Annotated in this window: 18 protein-coding genes; 5 read left to right on the top strand and 13 right to left on the bottom strand. The window is 71.5% G+C overall.

Features of this window, described 5'->3' with window-relative positions; translation table 11 throughout:
• Positions 1-6: 6 nt before the first annotated feature.
• Complete coding sequence (locus ES689_RS01485; protein ID WP_146899238.1) at positions 7-726, bottom strand: phosphatase PAP2 family protein; 720 nt, start codon at positions 724-726, stop codon at positions 7-9.
• Between the two features lie 88 nt (positions 727-814).
• Positions 815-2044, bottom strand: a complete 1230-nt coding sequence (locus ES689_RS01480) for a multidrug effflux MFS transporter (protein WP_146899236.1) — start codon at positions 2042-2044, stop codon at positions 815-817.
• A 297-nt stretch (positions 2045-2341) separates the two neighbouring features.
• On the opposite strand from ES689_RS01480, the gene ES689_RS01475 reads away from it, so the two are divergent.
• Positions 2342-2911, top strand: coding sequence for a TetR/AcrR family transcriptional regulator (locus ES689_RS01475; RefSeq protein WP_146899233.1), 570 nt, complete (start codon positions 2342-2344; stop codon positions 2909-2911).
• 19 nt (positions 2912-2930) lie between these two features.
• On the opposite strand, the gene ES689_RS01470 is transcribed toward ES689_RS01475, so the two are convergent.
• Positions 2931-3512: an MOSC domain-containing protein gene (locus ES689_RS01470; protein WP_223269325.1), complete on the bottom strand. Its 582-nt coding sequence runs from the start codon at positions 3510-3512 to the stop codon at positions 2931-2933.
• Between the two features lie 214 nt (positions 3513-3726).
• Between ES689_RS01470 and ES689_RS01465 the strand changes: the two genes are divergently transcribed.
• Positions 3727-4647, top strand: a complete 921-nt coding sequence (locus ES689_RS01465) for a hypothetical protein (RefSeq protein ID WP_146899230.1) — start codon at positions 3727-3729, stop codon at positions 4645-4647.
• Between the two features lie 217 nt (positions 4648-4864).
• On the opposite strand, the gene ES689_RS01460 is transcribed toward ES689_RS01465, so the two are convergent.
• The 7 genes from ES689_RS01460 to ES689_RS01430 form a co-directional block, all read right to left on the bottom strand.
• Positions 4865-5962 (bottom strand): sugar-binding protein, encoded by a 1098-nt coding sequence (locus ES689_RS01460; protein ID WP_146899227.1) that lies wholly within the window; start codon positions 5960-5962, stop codon positions 4865-4867.
• A gap of 100 nt (positions 5963-6062) precedes the next feature.
• Positions 6063-7445: a multiple monosaccharide ABC transporter permease gene (gene mmsB, locus ES689_RS01455; protein WP_146899224.1), complete on the bottom strand. Its 1383-nt coding sequence runs from the start codon at positions 7443-7445 to the stop codon at positions 6063-6065.
• Positions 7442-8962, bottom strand: coding sequence for a multiple monosaccharide ABC transporter ATP-binding protein (mmsA, locus tag ES689_RS01450; protein ID WP_146901662.1), 1521 nt, complete (start codon positions 8960-8962; stop codon positions 7442-7444). The genes mmsB and mmsA overlap by 4 nt, the downstream gene beginning before the upstream one ends.
• 351 nt (positions 8963-9313) lie before the next feature.
• Positions 9314-10333, bottom strand: coding sequence for a LacI family DNA-binding transcriptional regulator (locus ES689_RS01445; RefSeq protein WP_146899222.1), 1020 nt, complete (start codon positions 10331-10333; stop codon positions 9314-9316).
• 104 nt (positions 10334-10437) lie between these two features.
• The gene (locus ES689_RS01440; RefSeq protein ID WP_146899219.1) at positions 10438-11820 is read right to left on the bottom strand and encodes an MFS transporter; all 1383 of its coding nucleotides are present in this window, start codon (positions 11818-11820) and stop codon (positions 10438-10440) included.
• Between the two features lie 72 nt (positions 11821-11892).
• The gene (locus ES689_RS01435) at positions 11893-13056 is read right to left on the bottom strand and encodes a cystathionine gamma-synthase (RefSeq protein ID WP_146899216.1); all 1164 of its coding nucleotides are present in this window, start codon (positions 13054-13056) and stop codon (positions 11893-11895) included.
• 50 nt (positions 13057-13106) lie between these two features.
• The gene (locus tag ES689_RS01430; RefSeq protein WP_146899213.1) at positions 13107-14471 is read right to left on the bottom strand and encodes a cystathionine beta-synthase; all 1365 of its coding nucleotides are present in this window, start codon (positions 14469-14471) and stop codon (positions 13107-13109) included.
• A gap of 153 nt (positions 14472-14624) precedes the next feature.
• Here ES689_RS01430 and ES689_RS01425 point away from each other — a divergent pair, with 153 nt between their 5' ends.
• Together ES689_RS01425 and ES689_RS01420 are read left to right on the top strand one after the other, a co-directional pair.
• Positions 14625-15314 (top strand): DUF3105 domain-containing protein, encoded by a 690-nt coding sequence (locus tag ES689_RS01425; protein ID WP_223269324.1) that lies wholly within the window; start codon positions 14625-14627, stop codon positions 15312-15314.
• Positions 15311-16048 (top strand): DUF305 domain-containing protein, encoded by a 738-nt coding sequence (locus ES689_RS01420; RefSeq protein ID WP_223269323.1) that lies wholly within the window; start codon positions 15311-15313, stop codon positions 16046-16048. The genes ES689_RS01425 and ES689_RS01420 overlap by 4 nt, the downstream gene beginning before the upstream one ends.
• Before the next feature lie 51 nt (positions 16049-16099).
• Here ES689_RS01420 and ES689_RS01415 read toward each other — a convergent pair whose 3' ends face one another.
• The 3 genes from ES689_RS01415 to ES689_RS01405 form a co-directional block, all read right to left on the bottom strand.
• A complete protein-coding gene (locus ES689_RS01415) occupies positions 16100-17539 on the bottom strand; it encodes a mechanosensitive ion channel domain-containing protein (RefSeq protein ID WP_146899210.1) in 1440 nt (479 codons plus the stop codon).
• On the bottom strand, positions 17539-19737 hold the full coding sequence (locus ES689_RS01410; RefSeq protein ID WP_146899207.1) for an adenylate/guanylate cyclase domain-containing protein: 2199 nt from the start codon (positions 19735-19737) through the stop codon (positions 17539-17541). The genes ES689_RS01415 and ES689_RS01410 overlap by 1 nt, the downstream gene beginning before the upstream one ends.
• A 175-nt stretch (positions 19738-19912) precedes the next feature.
• Positions 19913-21805 (bottom strand): ABC transporter ATP-binding protein, encoded by a 1893-nt coding sequence (locus ES689_RS01405; protein WP_146899204.1) that lies wholly within the window; start codon positions 21803-21805, stop codon positions 19913-19915.
• Between the two features lie 174 nt (positions 21806-21979).
• Here ES689_RS01405 and ES689_RS01400 point away from each other — a divergent pair, with 174 nt between their 5' ends.
• Entirely contained in the window at positions 21980-23578 is a 1599-nt protein-coding gene (locus ES689_RS01400) for a LuxR C-terminal-related transcriptional regulator (RefSeq protein WP_146899201.1), read from the top strand.
• Positions 23579-23613 lie beyond the last annotated feature (35 nt).

Raw genomic sequence — 23613 nt, 5'->3', positions numbered from 1 at the left:
GTCAGCCTAGGCACCCGCACCGTCACGCGCCTGCCACGCCCAGCCGCGGCCCCTGACCCGCTCCTGCTCGTCGAGCAGCCGGTGCGCCACCGGCGCCCAGAGGACGACCGCGACGCCGGCGCCGATCAGCAGCCCGCCGATCGTGTCGGTCAGCCAGTGCGCCCCCAGGTAGGTGCGGCTGAGCAGCATCAGGACGGTCCAGGCGACGCCGGCGGCCCAGACCCAGACCCGGCGGAGGACGACGCCGAGCACGACGGCGAGGGTCGCCGCGTTCGCCGTGTGGCCGGAGGGGAACGAGCCGTAGTCGCTCACCACGAGGATCTCGGTCGGCCGCGCGCGCCCGAAGGCGTGCTTGACGACCTGCACGATCCCGGCGCTCAGGGCGCAGGCGCAGATCCAGTAGAGCGCCGCCCACGGACGCCGCCGCAGCAGGAAGACGACGGCGACGCCGATCGGCACGACGAAGACGCCGATCAGCCCCGCTCCGACCGTGTCGAAGACGAGGGCCGGGGCGATCCAGAAGTCGCTCCGGTGCTCGACGAGCTCGTTCATGACCCGTTCGTCGATGCCGAGACGCCCTGCCCTCGCGGTCACGACGACGCCGATCAGCAGCACGACGCCGATGGCGCCGAGGGCGCTGAAGACCCACCACCGGCGCTGCACGCGCCGGGCGACGGTGGCCTCCCTCGGGGTGGGCGGCTTCGGGGCGAGGGGCGACGGGTCCATCCGCCGACACTACCGACGGAGGTGCGGCGCGGCCCGCCCTGGACGGCCCGTGCCTCCTCGGGTCTGCTCCGCGCCTCCTCGGGGCCGGCTAGTGCGCGAGCGCCGGGACGCTGCGCGGCCGCACCAGCAGCCACAGGCTGAGGATCGCGATCGCCGAGGTGACCATCATCACGCTCCCCATCGGCACCGCGGTGTCGATCCCGAGGAACCCGACGACCGGCGAGATGATGCCGGCGAGGCCGAAGTTGAGGGCCCCGAGCAAGGACGCCGCCGTGCCGGCCTCGGCACCGTGGTTCGCGAGGCCCAGCACCTGTACCTGCGGGAACGTGAACCCGCACGCCGCGATGAAGAACCAGAGCGGCACGAGGATCCCGAGCAGCCCCACGTGGAGCGAGTCGAGCAGCACGATCAGGCCTGCGCTGACGATCAGCACCGTCGTCGAGCCCGCGAGGATGTAGGCCGGAGGCACTCGTCGCGCGAGCCGCGAGCTGACCTGCACGCCGACGACGATGCCGAGCGAGTTGATCGCGAAGAGGTAGCCGTACTGCTGGGCGTCGAGACCGTAGACGTCCTGGAACAGGAACGACGACGCGGACAGGTACGTGAACAGCCCCGAGAACACCATCGCGCCGATCAGGGCGACGCCGACGAAGACCCGGTCGCTGAAGAGCGCCCTGTAGCGCTGACGGAGGGTCGTGTGCCCGGCACCGTGGCGGGCCGACTCGGGCAGGGTCTCGACGATCAGGAAGATCGCCGCCAGGAGGATGAGCACGCCGTAGGCGACGAGGAACCAGAAGATGCCGCGCCAGTCCGTGAACCGCAGCAGCTGCGAGCCGACGACCGGGGCGAGCACGGGAGCGAGGCCCGTGACGAGCGCGAGGCGCGACAGCATGCGGACGAGCGGCAGGCCGCCGAAGAGGTCGCGCACGGTGGCCATGGCGACGACGCCGCCGGCTGCCGCGCCCATCCCCTGGAGCACGCGGAAGACGGCGAGCCAGGTGATGTCGGGCGCGGCCGCCGCGCCGATGCTGGCACCGATGTGCACGGCGGTCGCCACGATGAGGGGCAGGCGGCGACCGACCTTGTCGCTCCACGGCCCGACCAGCAGCTGCCCGACGCCGAAGCCGATGGTCGTCGCCGTGAGGGTGAGCTGCACGAGGCCCGGGGTGACGCCCAGGTCGTCCTCGAGCGACGGGAAGGCAGGCAGGTAGAGGTCGATCGTGAGCGGGCCGAGCGCGGTGAGGGCGCCCAGGACGATCACGTAGACGAGCCGCTGACGACGGGTCAGGGCGTCACCGGGGTGGACGACGATGCTCAAGGGGGTCCTCACGAGGTGTCGACCCCGGGCACTCGAATCGGTTCGACCGAACGACGTGCGGGCAGGGGCGGATGGGTGGGGGGAGGGGCGACGCGACACGGGACGACGGGCGCGGTCGACAGGTGCGATCGTCGTCGATGCTACCGCCAGGTCGCCCCGTCCGACAGGGCCGCCGCCCGCGCCGGACGTCGAGCTGCGCGACACGGCGTCGCCGAGGCCGACGCCTGTCGAGCACCACTAGGCTCGGCTCAGCCAGGCTCCCCGCCGCGGCTCCGGCACGACATCCAGGAGGCCTCCATGGTCGACGCCCGCATCGTCCAGACGACCAAGGCGCTGCACGGCGCCATCGTCGAGCTCGCGTCGAAGCAGCCCGTGTCGACCATCACGGTGGCCGACGTCACGCGGGCCGCGGGCATCAACCGCGCCACCTTCTACAGCCACGCGACCTCGCCGGGCGGCCTGCTGACCGACGTCATCACCCCCGAGCTCGACCAGATCCGTCTCGACGACCAGGCGGCCAGGGCGGCGTCGACCGAGGCCGACGGCGCTGCGATCACCCAGCGGGGCATCGAGCGCGTCGTCGACCACGTCGTCCGCTACCGCGACATGTACCGGCTCGCGCTCCCCGACGCCCTCGACGCCTCGATCCACCAGGCGCTCGCGGGGCACTTCGAGACCTCGTCCCTGCAGCACATCGAGCGGCTGCCCGAGGGCTCGCTGCCCGAGGGGCTCTCGGTGCACATCGCCGCCGGCTGGTTCGCCCACGCACTCGTCGGGGCCATCGAGGCGTGGCTGCGGGGCAAGCGCACCAGCCGCAGGGCCCTGCTCGACACCATGACGGCGATGATGCCGACCTGGTGGCAGTGACCGCCTCCTCCTCGCGCCCCTAGGCCGCGCTCGGGCCTCGCGGGCCTTGCGGGCCTTGCGGGCCTATCTCGACCAGTGCGGGGCCGACCCTGAGGACGCCGTCCGTGAGCGGCTCGCAGCGCATGCCGCCGAGCCCCCTCATCGCCCGGAAGGCACCGGGCGCCAGCACGTGGTCCATCCAGGCGCACGGGTTCGCGGGCCGGTTCACGCGCAGCAGCACAGGGCCGTCGCCGGTGTCGAGGCTGATCGTGTGCCCGCGCAGCGCGTCGACGTCGAGCCCGCGCGTGACGACGTTGCGACGGGCGGCGACGACGTCGAGCGGGTGGTCGAGGCCGAGGAGGCGTGCGACCGCCTCGAGGGACTCCGCCGCGAACAGCGTCACCGACGCGCCCCGGTGCGCGGGCTTCGCGAAGTAGCGGTCGCCGACGATGCCGAGGCCGGCGCGGACCTCGACGCTCTCGTGCAGCTCGGGCACGGCGGGCGGCGGCTCAGCGCCGTCGGCGGGACGACCGACGTAACGGGAGCGGGGCGACGCGAGCAGCAGCTCGATCGTGACCGGGCGCCGGGTCGCGGCCGCCGCCTCCTCGTCCCCTGCCGTCACGGCCCCACCGTACTGTGCGCTTCCGCCGTTGAGGGCGGGTCAGACGCGTCGAGGGCGGGTCGCGACGGACCCGCCCTCGACGCATCCGACCCGCCCTCGGCACGCGCTCACGGCTGGTGGGGTGCTTCCTCCACGAGGAGGCGGACGCCGCGACGTGCCCACAGCTCACGGTGGCGTCGCCCGCCGGTCCGCCCGTCCGGTCGAGGCTCGACCCATGGACACGACTCTCACCAGGCCCCCTCTCCCGCCCGTCCGTTCTCACCGCTTCGACGCACCGCAGCTGCGCGAGGCCGCTGCGGCTGGCACCCTCACCAGGCTCCGGCTCGGCAGCTACGTCGACTCGGCCGAGTGGATCGGGCTGCGCCGCGACGAACAGGCGAGGACCAGGGTCCGCGAGGTCGTGCTGCGCCGTCGGCGTCACGTCCTCGTCAGCCACGTGTCGGCAGCGGTCCTGTGGGGGCTGCCGCTCGTCGGTCGCCTCGTCGAGCAGGCCGACTCGCTCCGCTTCGACGTGAACGGCGGCCGATCTGAGGCGGCGATCCGTGCCCACAGGAGCCGGTTGCACTGCGAGGGGGTCGAGCTGGACGGCCTGCTCGTCACGCCGATCGTCCGGACGCTGGTCGACGTGGCCCTGACCGAGCCGCTGGTCACGAGCGTGGCCGCCATCGACGCGGCCCTCGCGCGCGGTCTCGTCGACCCCGAGGCCCTGGCCGTCGAGCTCGCCCGACACGGACGAGCACGCGGACTCGTGCGGGCGCGGGCTGCTCTGGTCGTCGCGTCGCCGGCCAGTCGGTCGCCTCTGGAGTCGCTCAGCGCGGTCCGCATGTTCGAGTCGCATCTCGAGAGGCCCGATCGGCAAGAGCCCTTCCCGTCGCCCTCCGGCCACGGCTTCGACGTCGACTTCTTCTGGCGACGCCTCGGCCTCATCGGTGAGGCGGACGGCGACGACAAGTACTCGCTCCGGGGCGAGGCGTTCGCGCTGGAGGCGGTGCTCGCCGAGAAGGAGCGTGAGAACCACCTCCGGGGGCTCGGCAACGACATGGTCCGCTGGGGGTGGGACGAGGCGTGGCGGCCCGGTGCGCTGTGTCGCCGCCTCGAGTCGCACGGCGTCCGGGTCGGGCGCCCGTGGTCCTAGGCCCGACTCGAGGGCGGGTCGGATGCGTCGAGGGCGGGTCGTGGCGGACCCGCCCTCGGCCGCGATGACCCGCCCTCGAGGACAGGGAGGTGGAGCCGGCGGCGAAGGAGGCGGGAGGCAGGAGGCAGGAGGCAGGAGGCAGGAGGGGCAACGGCGAGAGCCGACCGCCCCGGTGCAGGGCGATCGGCTCTCGTGGTGGTGCGGTGGTGCGGTGGTGCTACTTCGTCAGCGGGCCCAGGGTGGGGTCGTTGGCGTACGCCTCGGCAGCGTTCTCCTTGGTGACGATCTGCGGGGGCAGGAGGTAGGCCGGGACGACCTTGGAGCCGTTGTCGTACGACTCGTCGTCGTTCGTCTCGGCCGCGTCGCCCTCGGACAGCGAGGTCACCATGTCGATGGCCTGGGCGACCAGGGCACGGGTGTCCTTGTTGATCGTGGAGTACTGCACGCCCTCCATGATCGACTTGACCGACTCGACCTCGGAGTCCTGGCCGGTGACGACCGGGACGTCCTTGCCGGCGCCCTGCACCGACGTGATGATGGCGCGGGCCAGCGTGTCGTTGGGGCTCAGGACGCCGTCCAGCTCGGCGGTGCCGTAGGTGCTGGTCAGCAGCGAGTCCATGCGGCGCTGGGCGTTCTCGGCCTTCCAGCCGTCGGTCGCGGTCTGCTTGATGTCGGTCTGGCCCGAGGCGACGACGACGGTGCCGTCGTCGATGGCGGGCTGCAGGACGCTCATGGCGCCGTCGAAGAAGACGGCCGAGTTGGCGTCGTCGGACGAGCCGGAGAAGAGCTCGATGTTGTACGGGCCCTCCGCCTTCTTGGCCTTCATGCCGTCGAGCAGGGCCTGGCCCTGGAGCTCGCCGACGTTGAAGTTGTCGTAGGCGACGTAGTAGTCGACGTCCTCGGTGTTGAGGATGAGGCGGTCGTAGGCGATGACGACGGCGCCCGCGTCGTGGGCGGCCTTCACCTGGGTGCCGAGCTGGGCACCGTCGGCCGCGCCGATGATGATCACCTTCGCGCCCTTGGTGACCATCGACTGGATCTGCTCCTGCTGGTTCGCGACGGTGCCGGAGGCGGCCGCGTACTGCACGTCGGGCTCGAAGCCCGCCTCGGTGATGCCCTCGGTGAAGAGGTCGCCCGCGAGCACCCAGTTCTCCGAGGTCTTGGCGGGGAGCGCCACGCCGATGGTCGAGCCCTGCTCGAAGCCGGAGGCAGCGTCGCCCGAGCCGGCGTCGGTGCGAGCCGAGTTCGAGCAGCCGCTCAGGATCAGCGTCGTTGCTGCGGCGACCGCCATGGTCGCCAGCGCGATTTTGCGCATGCTGTGTCTACTTTCTTGTAGGGGGGACTGCAGGTGGGAGCAGGTGCTCCCAGGAGGAGGCGCGCCCGGCCGTCGGTGGACGGGCGCGCGAGGTGCGGGTCTAGTTGGGCGTGGTCGACTTGGGTCGCTGCACGTCGGTGAGGTCGCCGTTCGGGTGCACGGCGCCGGCGGGGGCGTCGGTCGTCGCGCCGGAGCCGGACTGGCGACCGGCGGTCGTCGTCTCGACCGAGGCGGCCGGGGCGGCGATCCCGTCCTTGTCGCGACGCAGGCCGCGAGTCAGGAAACCGGTGATCGAGGGGCGGCCCTGGCTCTTGTTGTAGACGTCGACGGCGACGGCGATCAGGAGCACGAGGCCCTTGATCATCTGGACCTTGTCGGAGCCGACGCCCATCAGCTGGAGGCCGTTGTTCAGGACGGCGATGACGAACCCGCCGACGATCGAGCCGGTCACGGTGCCGATGCCGCCGGCGACGGCCGCGCCGCCGATGAAGACCGACGCGATGGCGTCGAGCTCCCAGTTCAGGCCGTCCTGGGGACCGGAGGCGCCGGCGCGAGCGACGTAGATCATGCCGGCGAGGGCGGCCAGCACCGACATGTTCATCATCACGAAGAAGTTGATGCGCTTCGCGTTGACGCCGGACAGCTCGGCGGCGTGCGAGTTGCCGCCGACCGCGTAGATGTGGCGTCCGAAGATCGTGTTCTGCGTGATGAACCCGTAGACCAGCACGAGCACGCCGAGGATGATGCCCGACACCGGGAACGAGGTGCCGACCCGGCCGCCGCCGAAGAGCGTGGCCGCGTAGAGGATGATCGCGACGAGCACGGCGAGCTTGACGAAGCTGACCCACAGCGGGGCCATCTCGCTGCCCATGGTGCGCTGCACACGACGGAGGCGGAACTCACGCCACACGACGACCGCGGCGAGGATGAGCCCGAGCAGCAGGGTCGCGTTGTTGTAGCCGGTGTTCGGCCCGAACTCGGGCAGGTATCCGGCGCCGATGACGGTGTAGGCCTCGGGCACGGGCAGCGTCGTGGCGTTGCCGACGAACTGGTTGGCACCGCGGAAGAGCAACATGCCCGCCAGCGTGACGATGAAGGCCGGGACGCCGACGTAGGCGACCCAGAAGCCCTGCCAGGCTCCGATGGCCGCGCCGACGACGAGGCCGAACACGATGGCGACGGGCCAGGGGAAGTTCCAGGTCGTCATCGACGTCGCGACCATGATGCCGACGAACGCGGCGACGGAGCCGACCGACAGGTCGATGTGGCCGGCGACGATGACCATAACCATGCCGATGGCCAGGATCAGGATGTACGAGTACTGGCTCACCAGGGCGATGAGGTTCGTCGGCTCGAGGGTGAGCCCGCCCGTGAGGAACTGGAAGATGACGATGGCCACGACGAGGGTCGCGATCATGCCGAACTGCCGGGCGTTCGACGTGTTGCCGCCGAAGACCTTCTTCAGGTCCTTGATTCCGCTCATGCGGCCTGCTCCTTCTTCTTCGACGTCATGGTGCGCATGAGCGTCTCGGCGTCGGCGTCCGCCGCGTCGATCTCGTTGGTGACGGTGCCCTCGAAGATCGTGTAGATCCGGTCGGAGAGCCCCAGCAGCTCGGGCAGCTCGGACGAGATGACGATCACGCCTTTGCCCTGGGCCGCGAGCTGGTTGATGATGTTGTAGATCTCGAACTTGGCGCCCACGTCGATGCCGCGGGTCGGCTCGTCGAGGATGAGCAGGTCGGGGTCGGTGAACATCCACTTCGCCAGCACGACCTTCTGCTGGTTGCCGCCGGAGAGCTTCGCGACTCCCTCGTCGACGGTGGGCGTCTTGACCCGGAGGCTCTTGCGGTACTCCTCCGCGATCGAGTGCTCCTCGTAGGTGTTCACGACGGAGGCGCGCGAGATCTTCGAGAGCTTGGCCGCGACGGTCGAGCGCTTGATGTCGTCGAGCAGGTTGAGGCCGAGCACCTTCCTGTCCTCCGAGACGTAGGCGAGGCCGTTGTCGATGGCGTCGCGGACGTTCTTGATCTCGATCCGCTCGCCGTCCTTAACGATCTCGCCCGAGACGAACTGTCCGTACGAGCGGCCGAAGATGCTCATCGCCAGCTCGGTGCGGCCGGCGCCCATGAGGCCTGCGAGGCCGACGATCTCGCCCTTGCGGACCGTGATCGACGAGCCCTTGCAGACGAAGCGCTCGGCGGTCTGGGGGTGGCGGACCCACCAGTCCTTGACCTCGAAGAACACCTCGCCGATCGACGGTGTGCGGTCGGGGAACCGGCTGGCCAGGTTGCGCCCGACCATCCCGCGGATGATGCGGTCCTCGTTGACGCCGTCGGCCTTGACGTCGAGCGTCTCGATCGTCCTGCCGTCGCGGATGATCGTGATCGAGTCGGCGATGGCCTCGATCTCGTTGAGCTTGTGGCTGATCATGATCGACGAGATGCCCCGGCCCTTGAGGCCGCGGATGAGGTCGAGCAGGTGCTGCGAGTCCGCCTCGTTCAGGGCCGCGGTGGGCTCGTCCAGGATGAGCAGCTTCACGTTCTTGTTCAGCGCCTTGGCGATCTCGACGAGCTGCTGCTTGCCGACGCCGAGGTTCTTGACGGCCGTGTCCGGGTCGTCCTTGAGGCCGACGCGAGCGAGCAGGTCGACGGCGCGGGTCTTGGCCGACTGCCAGTCGATGGCGCCGAAGCGGGTGGGCTCGTTGCCGAGGAAGATGTTCTCCGTGATGGACAGCTCGGGGATGAGCGCGAGCTCCTGGTGGATGATCACGATCCCGGCGGACTCGCTCGACTTGATGTCGCGGAACTTCTGGACGTCGCCCTGGTAGACGATGTCGCCGGCGTAGGTACCGAAGGGGTAGACCCCCGAGAGCACCTTCATCAGCGTCGACTTGCCGGCGCCGTTCTCGCCGCAGATGGCGTGCACCTCACCGGCGCGCACCTGCATCGACACGTCGTCGAGCGCCTTGACGCCGGGGAACTCCTTGGTGATGGAGCGCATCTCGAGGATGACGGGCGAGTCAACGGCCACGGCCGGCACCCCCGCGGCTCCCGCTCATCGTGATCTGTGCTGCGCGCACGCTGACCTCCATGTATCGACTTCGTCGTCGTCACCGTCGGCCTGGGCCGGCGGGAACCATCGTCTTCTCGTCGCCCTGGGCCCCGGCCCCTCGGGTGGGCCCGTACAGCGCAGGATGTGACCGTTCACACCGCGACTGGAGCAAAGCTAATCCCGGCGCGGGTCCCTGTCAAATGGCTCTGTCCGCCGCGTGTCGCCACGGGGAGCCGAGGAGGCGGCGGGTCGTCACGAGACCCGCCGCCGGTGTCGACGGACCGACTCGCGACGACGCTCCTAGAGGAACCAGGGCCGGTCGGTCGAGCCCCGCACCACGAGCTCCGGAGCGATCAAGGTGCGCCCCTCGACGGGCTTGCCGTCGAGCTCGGCGACCACGAGCTCGACGGCCCGGTGACCGATCAGCGCGAAGTCCTGACGGACCGTCGTGAGGGGCGGCCACAGATGGGGAGCGGTCGGCGAGTCGTCGAAGCCGACCACGCTCACCTCCCTCGGCACGTCGACGTCGGCCTCGCGGAACGCGTGCAGCAGCCCGACCGCCATGAGGTCGTTCGCCGAGAAGACGGCCGTGAAGTCGCGGCGCCGCAGCAGCTCGCGACCGGCGAGGTAGCCGAAGTCGGCCGTCAGGTCGCCGAGGATGGGCGGCTCGACCGAGAGGTCGGCCTCTCCCATCTCGAAGAGGAAGCCCTGCATCCGCTCGTCGGCCTCGATCCAGTCCTGCGGGCCCGCGACGTGGACGATGTGCTTGTGGCCGAGGTCGATCAGGTGCCTCGTCGCCAGGCGAGCACCGGCGTGCTGGTCGACCGCGAGGCTGTGCGCGTTGGTGCGCGGCGACGAGTCGAGCGCGACGATCGGCACCCCCAGCTCGAGCTCGTCGAGCACGGCGAAGAACTTGCGCTGGGGCGCGATGACGATGATCGCCTCGACCGCCTGGTTGCTCAGCAGGTCGATGCTCGCCCGCACGTCGTCGTCGGCCCTCGAGGTGCTGGCGATGCTGAGCCGGTAGCCGGCGGCCCTCGCCTCGACCTCGATGGCGTTGACCATGGTCTGCGGCCCGAAGTGGACGTTCTGCAGGGTGAGGACACCGATGGCCTTCGAGCGGCTCGTCGACAGCGCCCGGGCCGCCTGGTTCGGCCGGTAGCCGATCTGGTCGATGACGTCGAGGACGCGTTGACGCGTCGCAGGGCGGATGCTCGGGCTGTCGTTGAGCACCCGTGACACCGTCTGGTACGAGACCCCGGCGAGGGCCGCGACGTCGCGGATGTTCGGAGCGCGCACCTTCTCGACCTCGTGCTTCACGTCGCTCCATCGCTGATCGGCGATGTGACCGTACACATCGCGCGCTGCAGACCATTATGCAGACTCGGGCGGGCGACCCTCGACCGAGGCACGGGGAGGCGCGCTCAGCGACCCCGCGGAGCTCCCCGCCCGCTCACCAGCAGCGCCGTGAGCGCGACCACAGCCGCGACGGCGAAGCAGGCGACGAACGCGCGCGGCTCGTCGGCGCCGCCGAGCTGGAGGAACGCAGCCCCGGTCACGGCGAGCGCGATCGCCGAGCCCGACGAGTCGGCGATCGTCAGGGCCGAGCTGTTGAATCCCTTCTCGTCGTCGCGCGACCAGCGCAGCACCAGGACGGAGAAGCGCGGGTACATGAAGCCCATCCCCGCGCCGGCGAGGGCCCAGCCGGTGATGACGACGGCCGGGTGCAGGTGCAGCAGGGCCGACGCACCGGCCGAGAGGACGCCGACGAGCACCAGCACGATGCCGGCCCGGATGCCGGTGCGCTGGGCGACCCGGTCGCCCAGCCGGCCCTGTGCCCAGCTCGCCGCGGCCCAGGCGACGGCACCGAGGGTGAGGGTGATGCCGGAGGCGGCGGGCGCGAAGTCGTACTGCGCCGAGAGCATGTAGGGCAGGTACACGTCGCTGCCCAGGAACGCCGCGCCCACGAGGCCGCGCAGCAGCACGAGGGCGGGCACACCGGCGGCCGCCACGAGCGCGCCGCGCGGCAGCAGGGGGCGCAGCGCGACGACGAGCACGACCACGGCTGCGGCGAGCACGGCCGCCGCGGCCGCGAGCGGAAGCTCGGACAGCAGGTTGAGGGCCATCACGGCGAGGGCCGCGGCGATCGACCAGGCGATCCGCCCGAGGCTCCACGGCACGCGTGCCCCGTCGGGACCAGGCAGGGTGGGCGGGATGCGCCGCAGGCTCGGGAGGATCATCGCGAACGCGGGCACCGCGATCACCAAGGCGCCGAGGAACACCCAGTGCCAGCTGGCCAGCTCGGCGACGGTGCCGGCGGCCACGGGGCCGACGAGGCCGGGCACCACCCAGGCCGCCGCGAACCCGGCGAAGATCGACGGGTGCAGCGCCGGCGGGTACAGCTTCGACACCATGACGTAGAGGCCGACGATGACGGCGCCGCTCCCGAGGCCCTGGACGAGCCGCCCGAGCAGCAGCACGACCATGTCGGGTGCGGTGCCGACGATGGCGAGGCCGATCGCGAAGAGGACCATGGAGGCAGTGACCACGACCCGGGGACCGCTGCGGTCGGCCCAGTTGCCGGCCACGACCATGCCGACGACTCCGGACGCGAGCGGGGCGGCGAAGGCGACCGAGTAGAGCGCCTCGCCGTCGAGCTCGCGCGCGATGATCGGCATCACCGTGGTGATCGCCAGCGACTCGAACGCCGCGATGCCGATCAGGGCCACCATGCCGAGCGTGGCCAGCCGGTACGCCGGCGAGAGCACTCCGCCCGCGGGCAGGGTGCTCTCGGGGGCGGTCGTCATGCTCTCACCCTAGGTGCCGCCTCCGACGCCCGGTCTGCCCCGGAGGCGCCCCACCGGGAGGCGCCCCGGGGATCAGGCCTGCGCGCGGTCGAGCGCCTGGCGCACGTCGGCGAGGAGGTCGGCGACGTCCTCGATGCCGACGGAGAGGCGGACGACCGTGTCGGGCACCTCGAGCTCGGTGCCGCGCACGGACGCGTGCGTCATCTCGGTCGGGTAGCCGATCAGCGACTCGACGCCGCCGAGCGACTCCGCCAGCTGGAAGAGCTCGGTCGACTCGGCGAAGCGGCGGGCGGCGGCGGCCCCCGCTGTCAGCGAGACGGAGAGCATCCCGCCGAAGGCGCTCATCTGGCGGGCCGCCAGCTCGTGGCCCGGGTGCGACTCGAGACCCGGGTAGAAGACGCGCTCGACGGCAGGGTGCCCCTCGAGCTCGCGCGCGATCGCCAGGGCGTTCGACGAGTGCCGCTCGACTCGTACGGCGAGCGTCTTGATCCCGCGCACAGTGAGCCACGCCTCCATCGGGGCCGAGACGGCCCCGGCGCCGAACTGGACGAACCCGATCTTCTCGGCCAGCTCGTCGTCCCGGACGACGACCGCGCCGCCGACGACGTCCGAGTGCCCCCCGATGTACTTCGTCGTCGAGTGCACGACGACGTCGGCGCCGAGGGCCAGCGGCTGCTGGAGCGCCGGGGACGCGAAGGTGTTGTCGACGACGACCAACGCCCCTGCGGCGTGCCCGATCTCGGCGAGCGCCGTCACGTCGCTGACCTTCATCAGCGGGTTGCTCGGGGTCTCGACCCAGAGCACGTCGGTCTCGCCGGGGCGCACCGCAGCCCTGACGGCGTCGAGGTCGGTCATCTCGACGGTCTCGAGGGTGACTCCCCACGGCGTCCAGACCCGGTTCACCAGCCGGTGCGTACCGCCGTAGACGTCGTTCCCCATCACGACGCGCGAGCCAGGTCGCAGGACCGAGCGCAGCAGGGCGTCCTCGGCAGCGAGGCCCGAGGCGAAGCTGAAGGCCGCCGTGCCGCCCTCGAGCGACGCGAGCAGTTCCTGCAGGGAGTCGCGGGTCGGGTTCGCCGAGCGGGCGTACTCGTAGCCGTCGCGGAACCCGCCGATGCCGTCCTGCACGAAGGTGGACGACTGGTAGATCGGCGGCACGACCGCGCCCGTGCGCGGGTCGGGCTCCTGGCCGGCGTGGATGGCCCTGGTTGAGAAGCCGTGGTCAGAGGTGCTCATGGAGATGCCCTTCAGTGACGCGGGGAGTCTGGTGGTGGTGCGGCGGGGTGTCAGGACGACAGGAAGGCCAGCACGTCGTGCCGCGTCACGACGCCGGCCGGCTTGCCGTCGTCGGTGACGAGGAGCGCGTCGGTCGTCTCGAGCGCAGCGCGCGCGTTCTCGACCGACTCGTTGATGCCGATCAGGGGCAGGGGCGCACCGACCACGGTCGACAGCGCGTCGCCCATCCTCGCTCCCCCGGCGAAGACCGCCTCGAGCAGCGTCTTCTCCTCGACTGCGCCGACGACCTCGCCGATCACCACGGGGGGCTCGGCGGAGAGGACGGGCATCTGCGAGACGCCGTAGGTGGTCATAATGTCGATGACGTCGTGCAGGGTGTCGGACGGGTGCGCGTGCACGAGGGCCGGCAGCGAGCCGGTCTTCGACGCGAGCAGGTCCCGCACGGTGCGACCGTCGACGCTGTCGGCGAAGCCGTACGAGCGCATCCACGCGTCGTTGAAGATCTTGCCGAGGTAGCCGCGCCCGCCGTCGGGCAGCAGCACGACGACGACGTCGTCGGGACCGAGCTCGCGAGCCACGTCGAGTGCGGCGGCCACGGCGAGGCCGGACGACCCGCCGACCAGCAGGCCCTCCTCGCGGGCGAGGCGACGGGTCAGCTCGAACGACCGGGCGTCGGAGGCGGCGATGATCCTGTCGACGACGCTCGGGTCGTACGCGGACGGCCAGAAGTCCTCGCCGACGCCCTCGACGAGGTAGGGGCGTCCGGTGCCGCCGCTGTAGACGCTGCCCTCGGGGTCGGCGCCGATGATCTGCACCGACCCGCCGGACACCTCCTTCAGGTAGCGGCCCGTCCCGCTGATCGTGCCGCCCGTGCCGACGCCGGCGACGAAGTGGGTCACCTGCCCCTCGGTGTCGCGCCAGATCTCGGGGCCGGTCGTCTCGTAGTGGCTCTGCGGGCCCGCGGGGTTGGCGTACTGGTTCGGCTTGAACGCCCCGGGGATCTCGCGGACGAGCCGGTCGCTCACGCTGTAGTACGACTCGGGACTCGACGGCTCGACGGCGGTCGGGGTGACGACGGTCTCGGCGCCGTAGGCCTTCAGCACGTTCCTCTTGTCGTCGCCCACCTTGTCGGGCAGCACGAAGACGCAGCGGTAGCCGCGCTGCTGGGCGACGAGCGCGAGGCCCACGCCGGTGTTGCCGCTCGTCGGCTCGACGATGGTGCCGCCGGGCAGGAGGAGCCCGTCGCGCTCCGCCGCGTCGATGATGCGGGTCGCGATCCTGTCTTTCGACGAGCCGCCGGGATTGAGGTACTCGACCTTGACGAGCACCGTGGCCGTGATGCCCTCGGTGACCTTGTTGAGCTTCACCAGCGGGGTGTCGCCCACGAGGTCGAGGACGGTCTCGGCGTACTTCACAGGTGCTCCTTAGCGTTCCGGATGTCTCCGCCCGACTCTACCGGCGGCTCTCGGCCGATGACGTGACGAGCCGAGCCGACCCCGCTGTGACGGTCTTCCCAGACAGGTGTGGGACAAATCGGTGACGCATCCCCGACACCAGAGGACCCCACTGTGGCCAGCAGCGACAAGAACACCCCCGGATCGAAGCCCGACCCGAGCTCGATGAGCGTGAAGCAGCAGCGGGACGCGCGCCGGCAGGAGAAGGTCGCCGCGCTCAAGCGCGAGCAGGCCAGGTCGAGGCGCAACCGGACCATCGGCATCGTGACCGCCTCCGTCGCGGGCGCCGCCGCGGTCGCCCTGATCGTCACCGTCGTCGTGACGAGCGGCACGCCCCGGGCCGACCGCAGCGAGATCGACGTCGCGGGCGTGCAGACCTGGGACGACCTCACGGCCAACCACGTCACGGGCGCCGTCGACTACGAGATGACTCCCCCGGCCGGCGGCGACCACGCCGCGGCGTGGATGAACTGCGGCGTGTACACGGAGCAGGTGCCGAACGAGAACGCCGTGCACGACCTCGAGCACGGCGCGATCTGGTTCACCTACGACCCGGCCCAGGTCACCGACGAGCAGATCGAGCAGATCACCGACCTCGCGCCCTCCACCTACTCGGTCGTCTCGCCCTACGAGGGCATGGACACCCCGATGGCCGTCAGCGCCTGGGGCGCCCAGCTCGCCTTCGACGACCCCGAGGCCGACGCCGTCTCCGACTTCGTCACCAAGTACTGGAAGTCGGCCGACGCCCCCGAGCCCGGCGCTCCCTGCACCGGCGGGGTCGACGGGCCCGGCAAGGTGTCGTGACGGACGACCTCGACGACGTGACGACCGAGGCGGGCGCGACAGGCGCCTCCTCGGGTCGTCGCCTCCGCCTCGTGATCGCCGCCGCGGTCGCGCTGCTGCTCGTGCTCGGCACGGGCGTCGCCGTGGGGCGCCTCACCTCGTCGGCGCCCGTCGTGCCCGGCACGAACAGCGTCGAGGCGGGCTTCGCCCGCGACATGCAGGTGCACCACGAGCAGGCGGTCGAGATGTCGTTCGCGATCCGCGACCGCTCGACCTCGGACGACGTGCGCACGATCGCCTACGACATCGCCGCGACCCAGTCGCAGCAGGCCGGCCAGATGTACGCCTGGCTCGAGGTGTGGGGCGTGCCGCAGGCGCCGTCGCAGCCCGTGATGACCTGGATGACGCAGCCGACCCTCGACGGTCAGCTCGCGGGCCACGACCACGGCGGCGGGGGCGTCTCCGGCGGCGGGGGCGTCTCCGGCTCGCCCGCGCCGAGCCACGTGCCCGGCGAGCCGATGCCGGGCCTCGCGACGTCCGAGCAGATGGCCGAGCTGCGGGCCGCTGACGGCGTCGACGCCGAGCGGCTCTTTCTCACCCTGATGATCGACCACCACCTGGGCGGCATCGAGATGGCCGAGGCCGTGCTCGCCCGCAGCGACGACCCCCAGGTCGACGCCTTCGCGAGCGGCATGATCATGACGCAGCAGAGCGACGTCGACGCGATGCGGGCGATGCTGGCCCTGCGCGACTGATGCACGCCCCCGGAGCCGAGGCCTGTGTCGAGGAGGCGCGGCGGCGGCCGGTCAGCCCGCCAGCCGCCCCCGGGACCCCGTGCCGCCGCCCGACGTCTCCACGACCTCGCGGGCGGCGACCCGGCGGCGGTCGATGACCTCGCCCAGCTCGCGGGCCAGGCGCGGACGCGCTCTCACGAGGGCGTCCAGCGTGTCGCCGGGGACGACGAGCACCGCGACCTCGGAGACCGCGACGGCACGGGTGCTGGTCGGCTCACGGGTCAGGACGGTCTGGCCGACGAAGTCGCCCTGCTCGACGCGTGAGACCGGCAGCAGCACCCCGCCGGGCTGAGGGACTCCGAGAGCGACGGCACCGCTCAGCACGAAGCGGAGCGCCTCGGGGACGACGCCGAGCGGCAGCACGACCTCACCGGCGGCGTAGCGCTCGAGGCGCACCGACGGCACGAGGGCAGGTACGTCGTCCGCCGTGACCTGCAGGGTCGGGGCGACGGCCGCGACGGCCTGCTCGATCCGCCCGGGCGTCACGAAGGCGTCGGTCGTGTCCCCGTCGAGCCCGAGGCCCGCGCGGCGCGCGGCGTACCAGAGCCAGCTGCGCAACGTGGCGAGCGACGAGCCCTCCTGGGCCGGCCCGCGCACCTCGTACGAGACCTCGTACGCCGCTCCTCCGAGCGGGACGGCGACCGGCGTCGTCCCGGGCCACAGCTCGGGCAGCGCGGCCGCGACCCGCTGCAGCAGCGCGACGACCTCGGCGGGCGGGTCGTCGGTGGTGAAGGCCACCGGGGCGGTCACGGTGTAGCTGCCGTCGCCGCGGCTGAGGTTCGTGAACGACGAGCCGGCCAGCGACGCGTTCGGCGTGATCTGGATCCCGTTGCCCGTGTCGATGTGCACCGCGCGCCAGTTGACCTGGACGACGCGGCCGCGCACGCCGCCGGCGTCGAGCCAGTCGCCGAGGCGGAACGGCTGCTCGAACAGCAGCAGCAGGCCGGACACCACGCTGCCGATGGCGCCCTGCAGTGCCAGGCCGAGCACGATGGAGGTGACGCCCAGCGCCGTGAAAAGCCCGGCGACGTCCGTGCCCCAGACCGTGCTGAAGAGCACGGCGAGCCCGATGGCGATGAGCACGATGCGGCCGATGTCGACGAAGATCGACGGGAGGCGGTCGCGCCAGCTGCCCTTCTCGGCGTTCGTGAAGAGCGTGAGGTTGACGGCGTTCAGCAGGGCGACGATCACCAGGAACCCGAAAGCCGTCGTCGCGACCTTCGTCCAGGTGAAGTCCCTCGAGTCGACCGCGAGGGTGACCTGTGCCACCAGCACCGACACCGCGGCCGTCGGCACCACGTAGGTGCGGATCAGCCGCACGACACGCGCGCCGGGGTTTCCACGGCGCTGCAGGGTGCTCGCGACCTCGGTGAGGACGATCAGCAACACCGGCAGCCCGACGACCACGGCGAGCACCGGCCAGAACCAGGGCTGCTGCCAGAGCGCAGTCATCAGGCGGCCGGCCGCTCGAGGCGGAAGACGCGCTGCTCGCCCGACTGGGTCGTCACCGTGCCGGAGTCGACGGCCGGCACGCCGTCGCCGATCTTCTGCACGACCCGCTCGGTGGCGTAGATGCCCGCCTGCGACGAGACGTCCTGCACGCGGTGCGCCAGCGTGACGGCGTCGCCCCACATGTCGTAGACCATGCTCGTCCGGCCGACGAGGCCGCTGGTCACCTGCCCGGTGTCGATGCCCGCCCGCAGCGCGACCCGGGACGAGTTGGTCGCGTTGAACCGCTCGAGGATCCCCTCCAGCTCCAGGGTGAAGTCGACCACCCGGCGGGCGTTGTCGATGCGCGGCACCGTGAGCCCGCAGCTGGCGAGGTAGCCCTGCTGGCTGCTCCGCACCTTCTCCACGCCGAGCCGCTCCGCCGCCTCGTCGAACGACCGCCACAGCCCGTCGAGCAGGGCGAGCCGCTCGCCCGAGCGCATCCCGCGGCTGAAGTCGTCGAAGCCGGCGACGTCGGCGTAGACGACGGCGACGTCGGTATGGTCCTCGGCGATCGTCTCCTCGCCCTCCTTGTAGCGCTTCGCCATCGCCTCCGGCATGAGGGTCCGCAGCAGGCGGTCGTTCTCGCGGCGCTGCTCGTCGATCAGGTCCTGCTTGACCTTGAGGCTGCGGCTCATGTCGTTGAAGGCGCCGCCCAGCTCGCTGAACTCGTCGTGGCCCTTCACGGGCACCTCGACGCCGATCTCGCCCCCGCTGACGCGGTTGACGGCGTGCTGGAGGCGCCGCACCGGCCGGACGAACACCTGGGCCAGCAGCAGCGAGAGCAACGACACCACGACGATGATCGCCGCCGTCGAGAGCAGCAGGTTGCGGGTGAAGACGTCGACCGGGGCGAAGGCCTCCGCGGTGTCGACCTTCGCGACGACGACCCAGTTGAGGCCCTCGACGTCGATCGGCGCGTAGGCGGCCAGCACCTCGTGGCCGAGGTAGTCGGTGTTGACCGTCGTCGCGGTCCGGCCCTGCAGGGCCGCCTCGACGGCGGTCGTCGCCACCGGCTGCAGCAGCACCGAGCTGCCGGTCGCCACCTGTCGCTGGGCGACGTCCGTCGGGGTGCCGTGGTCGACGACGTCGGCGGCGAACGTGTCCGGGTGCTCGATCAGCTCGCGCGACGTCGAGCGCATCGTCTCGTCCGGCCCCGCGAGGTAGGCCTCGCCGGTGCGGCCGAGGCCCTGGTCGGCCCAGCCCTCGTCGCCGGTCATGACCGAGTCGATGGTCTCGGTGGGCACCTGCACGGCGAGCACGCCGCTGACGTCGGCGCCCGAGCCCACCGGCGACGCGATCCACGCGGTCGGCACGCCGAGCGAGGGGGCGTACGGCTCGAAGTCGGTCGTGAACGACGAGTCCACCGTGTTGGACTCGAGCGCCGTGGCCCAGACGTCGGCGAGCGGTGTCCGCGAGTAGGGGCCGTCCTCGACGTTCGTGCCGAGGTCGACGCCCGAGAAGGCCGAGTAGACGACGTCGCCGTCGAGGTCGAGCAGCAGGACGTCCTCGTAGCCGAGCTGGTCGACCATCTCGCGGAAGTAGTCGTGGTGGTCGCTCCTGGCCTGCGACCAGGCGCTGCCGTCGTCGGCGGCGTCGAAGGCGAGCGAGGCGTCGAAGTCGTCGTCGAAGGGGACCGTGTAGAGCGACTGCAGGTACGCCTGCGCCGGTGACGTCGGCTCGAGGAGCGACGGGTCGGTCGACGAGCCGGTCGCCTCGTCGAGCCGAGGCACGAAGGTGTCCTCGTAGTACGCGGTCACCGCCTGCTGCCGGGCAGGGTCGATGGACTGCTCGTCGAGCGCGGCGAAGCCGGCGTTGAAGTCGAGCGAGGCCTGCAGGGCGCTGTCGTTGCGGCTGTCGAGCACCACGGCCTGCTGCACGCCCGCGAGGGTGCGCTCGACGTCGCGGGCCCGCGACTCGCGGATGCTCGTGACCTGGTCGAACGCGGCCGCTCGGAGCGAGTCACGACCGTTGACGTAGCCGACGCTGCCGATGACGATCGCGGCCAGGAAGCTGACCGCGAGCAGCATCACCAGCAGGGTCGACTGGATGTCGAGCGAGCCGCGACCGAAGAGGGCCCGCAGCGGTGAGCGCCGCCGGGCAGGCGAGGACGTCTCGTCGTCGGTGCTGGTGCTGGTGCTGGTGCTGGTGGAACTCGACACGTGTGGCCTCTTCCCCCGGGTGCGTCCGTCGAGCCGCACCCGACCTGACACAGCCTCAACTGATGTGTCCCCCAGATGTACCACCGATCGAGGGCACCACGCCAGAGCTGTCACGCACTGGTGACACGACGTGTACCCCGTCCATGTTCTCCGACACCCATCGAGGAGGCGCCGGTCACGTCGTCGACGCCACCTGCTGCCCGTAGAGGTCGGCGTACACGCCGCCGAGGGCGACGAGCTCGTCGTGCGTGCCGCGCTCGACGATCCGGCCGCCGTCGACGACGAAGACGACGTCCGCGTGACGGACGGTGGAGAGGCGGTGGGCGATGGCGATCGTCGTGCGCCCTCTCGTGGCCGTGTCCAGCGCCTCCTGCACGACCCGCTCGGACACGGTGTCGAGCGCGCTCGTCGCCTCGTCGAGCACCAGCACGGCCGGGTCCTTGAGCAGCACCCGCGCGATGGCGATGCGCTGCTTCTCGCCGCCGGAGAGGCGGTAGCCGCGCTCGCCCACCACCGTGTCGTAGCCGTCCGGGAAGGACGCGATCGTCTCGTGGATGTTCGCCTGCCGGGCGGCGTCGACCAGCTGCTCGTCGGTGGCGTCCGGACGCGCGTAGCGCAGGTTGTCGCCGATCGTCGCGTGGAACAGGTAGGTCTCCTGGCTGACGATGCCGATGTTCTCGACCAGCGACTCCTGCCGCAGGTCGCGGACGTCGGTGCCGGCGAAGCGGACGCTGCCGCCCGTCGCCTCGTAGAAGCGCGGGATGAGGTAGGACACCGTGGTCTTGCCGGCACCACTCGGGCCGACGAACGCCGCGAACTGGCCCGGCTCGATGTCGAACGAGACGCCCCGGAGGGTCCGCTGCCCCGGCTCGGCGTCGGGGTAGGCGAACTCGACGTCGTCGAACTCCACGCGGCCGAGCTGGGCCTCGTCCACCGTCGCGGAGGCACCGCCGTCGGTGATCGCAGGGCGCAGGTCGAGGTACTCGAAGATGCGGGCGAAGAGCGCGCCCGAGGTCTGCAGGTCGAGGGCCACCCGGAGGAGCCCCATCAGCGGGAACGTCAGCCGCGCCTGGACGGTCGTGAACGCGACGATGGTGCCGGCGGTGACCGGCACGTCGCGGAGGATGAGCCAGGCGGCCACCAGGTAGATCAGCGCCGGGATCACGGACAGGAAGATCTGCACGACCGCGAAGAACCACTGGCCGCTCATCTGCTGGCGCACCTGCAGGCCGATCTGCGTGCGGTTCTCGGCCGAGTAGCGCTCCACCTCGCTGCGCTGCTGGTTGAAGCTCTTCGCGAGCAGGATGCCGCTGACGCTCAGCGCCTCCTGCGTGATCGCCGTCATGTCGGACAGCGACTCCTGCGTCTTCGTGGCGATGCGCGCCCGCACCTGCCCCACGCGGCGCTGCGCCACGACGAGAAGCGGCAGCAAGATGACGGTGACGACGGTCATCTGCCAGCTGAGCACGAGCATCGAGATGAACGCGGCGATCACCGTGACGGTGTTGCCGAGCACGCTCGAGATCGTGTTACTCAGCACGTTCGCGACGCCGCCGACGTCGTTCTGCAGGCGGGACTGGATGACGCCCGTCTTGGTCCTGGTGAAGAACGCGAGCTCCATGCGCTGGAGGTGCCCGAACAGCCGGATCCGCAGGGCACCCATCACGCTGTTGCCGACCGTCGCCGTGAGGTAGGTCTGCCAGACGCCGATCCCGGCCGACAGCACCCACAGCCCGATCATCAGGCCGACGAGCTCCATCAGCACCGGGACGTCGGGACCGCCCGCGGGGAAGAGCCCGCGGTCGAAGGCCTGCTTCGTGAGCAACGGAGGCGCGACGCTGATCGCCGCGCCGACGAGCACCAGCACCACGGTGACGAGGAGGGCCTTGCGGTGGGGAGAGAAGAGGCCGCGGATCCGCCGGAACAGGTCGGGGATCTTGGGCGCGGCGGCGTTCGCCGCCTTCTGGGCCGCCGCGTCGCCGCTCGACACCCGGCCGCCTCGACCGCCGCCGCCGCCGCCTGCTCGACCGCCGCCGCCTCCTCCGCCTGCCCCGCGCGCGATGCTCATGTGGCGAGGCTACGCCCGCGGCGCGTCCCCCCACTCCTGGGGCAATCTGGCCGCGAGACGCACAGACGGGAACATCGCTCATTTATGCTGGGTAGCCAGGGTGCCTGACCACACCCTGGCGCCGCATTCCCCGACCCGACCGGGGAACTACCCGATGCGGCAGAGGTAGGACCCGTGCGCACCCTTGACGATGCATCACCCGACCCGACCGGGGTCGAGCTCCAGCCCGCCGACGCGCGGGCCTCACTCGACGCCATCGAGCAGGCCTGGAGCCAGATAGCCCCCCTCCAGGGGGCCCGTCTGCGCGAGGCCGTCCGATCTGCTCCCGAGGCGGAGTGGAGCGGCCGGCCGCTCATCCTGCTCGCCCTCGCCGCGAGCTACCGCTCGATCGGCTCGCGCTCGCGCAGCGCCGCGCTGCCCTGGTTCCGCGGCGTGGCCAAGGCCATCGACGCCGACCCCGGGCTGCCCCTCGAGGTGCGGGCCGGCTACCACGTGCACCTCGGCGCCGCGCTGCGGACGCTCGGCAACCTCGTCGTCGCCCACGAGCACCTCGAGGTCGCCCGCACGATGATCGAGAGCGACGTCTCCGAGTCGATCACGGCCCGGATCAGCCTCAGCGCCTCCTTCTCGCTGCAGCTCGGCCTGATCCGGCTGCACTACGGCGAGTACGACCAGGCCCAGTTCGCGCTGGGCCTCGCCTCGGGCCTCGGCGAGGAGCACCTGAGCATCGCCGAGCGCGTCGAGTGCCTCTCGGCCCTCGCCTACGTCGCCGTCCTGCTCGGCGAGTTCGCGCTCGCCGACGAGCACCTCGAGCACGCCGCGGAGCTCGCCGACGGCACCGACCTGCTGGCCAGCTCGTTCGGCGCCCTCGCCCAGATCGCACGGCTGCACCTCGCGCTCGAGCGCGACGAGTCCCCCGGCGGCCACGACGAGCTCGTCGCTCGGGTGCACCTCGCGGCGCGCGGCAGCGACTGGGAGGCGCTCGGCTGGTTCGCCGAGGCCAGCGTCCTGCTCGCCCAGGGCCGCTCGATCGAGGTCCTCGACCACCTCGGCCGCATCTCTCGTCTCGTGCAGGGGTTCACGGGCGCCGTCGTCCTCGGCCGGTCGGCCACGGCCCTCCGAGCCGAGACCATGCTCCAGCTCGGACAGCCGCAGGAGGCGCGGCGCCTGGCCCAGCCCCTCTCGCCCGGCGACCGCCACATCGAGTGTCCCGCCCGCGTGCTCGCCCTCATCCACCTCTCCACCGGCGAGCCCCAGGCTGCCCTCGACGACCTCGAGGCGTGCCTGGTGCTCGGCGACCTGCACTCGGAGCGCACCATCGGGCACGTGCACGCCGTCGCCGCGGCCGCCCACCTGGCCCAGGGCGACACCGCGCAGGCCGACATCGCCTTCGACCGCGCCCTGCTCGAGGCAGGCCACTCGGGCGCGAGCTGGGTCTTCGGCACCCTCCCGGAGCCCCTGCTCGACCACCTCGTCGCGCGCGCCGTGCAGCGCGACCAGCCGCAGGCGATCCTCGGGGTGCTCGGCCGGCTGCACTCCGCCGAGGGGCCGGACGTGCCGCCGCTCGCGGAGCCGCTGAGCGACCGGGAGCTCGTCATCGTGCGGCACCTCGCGACCGGCCAGACCCTCGGGCAGATCGGGAGCCAGCTGTTCATCTCGGTCAACACGGTCAAGAGCCACGTCCGGAGCATCTACCGGAAGCTGCAGGCGACGTCCCGCCGCGAGGCGATCGCCCGGGTGCGCCAGCTCGGGCTGCACGTCGACGAGGACTGACCGGGCGCGCCCGGGGCCGGGCCGACGTCTCGCCG

It is taken from the genome of Frigoribacterium sp. ACAM 257 (assembly GCF_007954365.1).
GTDB lineage: Bacteria > Actinomycetota > Actinomycetes > Actinomycetales > Microbacteriaceae > Frigoribacterium.
The sequence above is the reverse complement of the archived record's forward strand: the minus strand, read 5'-3'. Positions and strand labels throughout refer to the sequence as shown.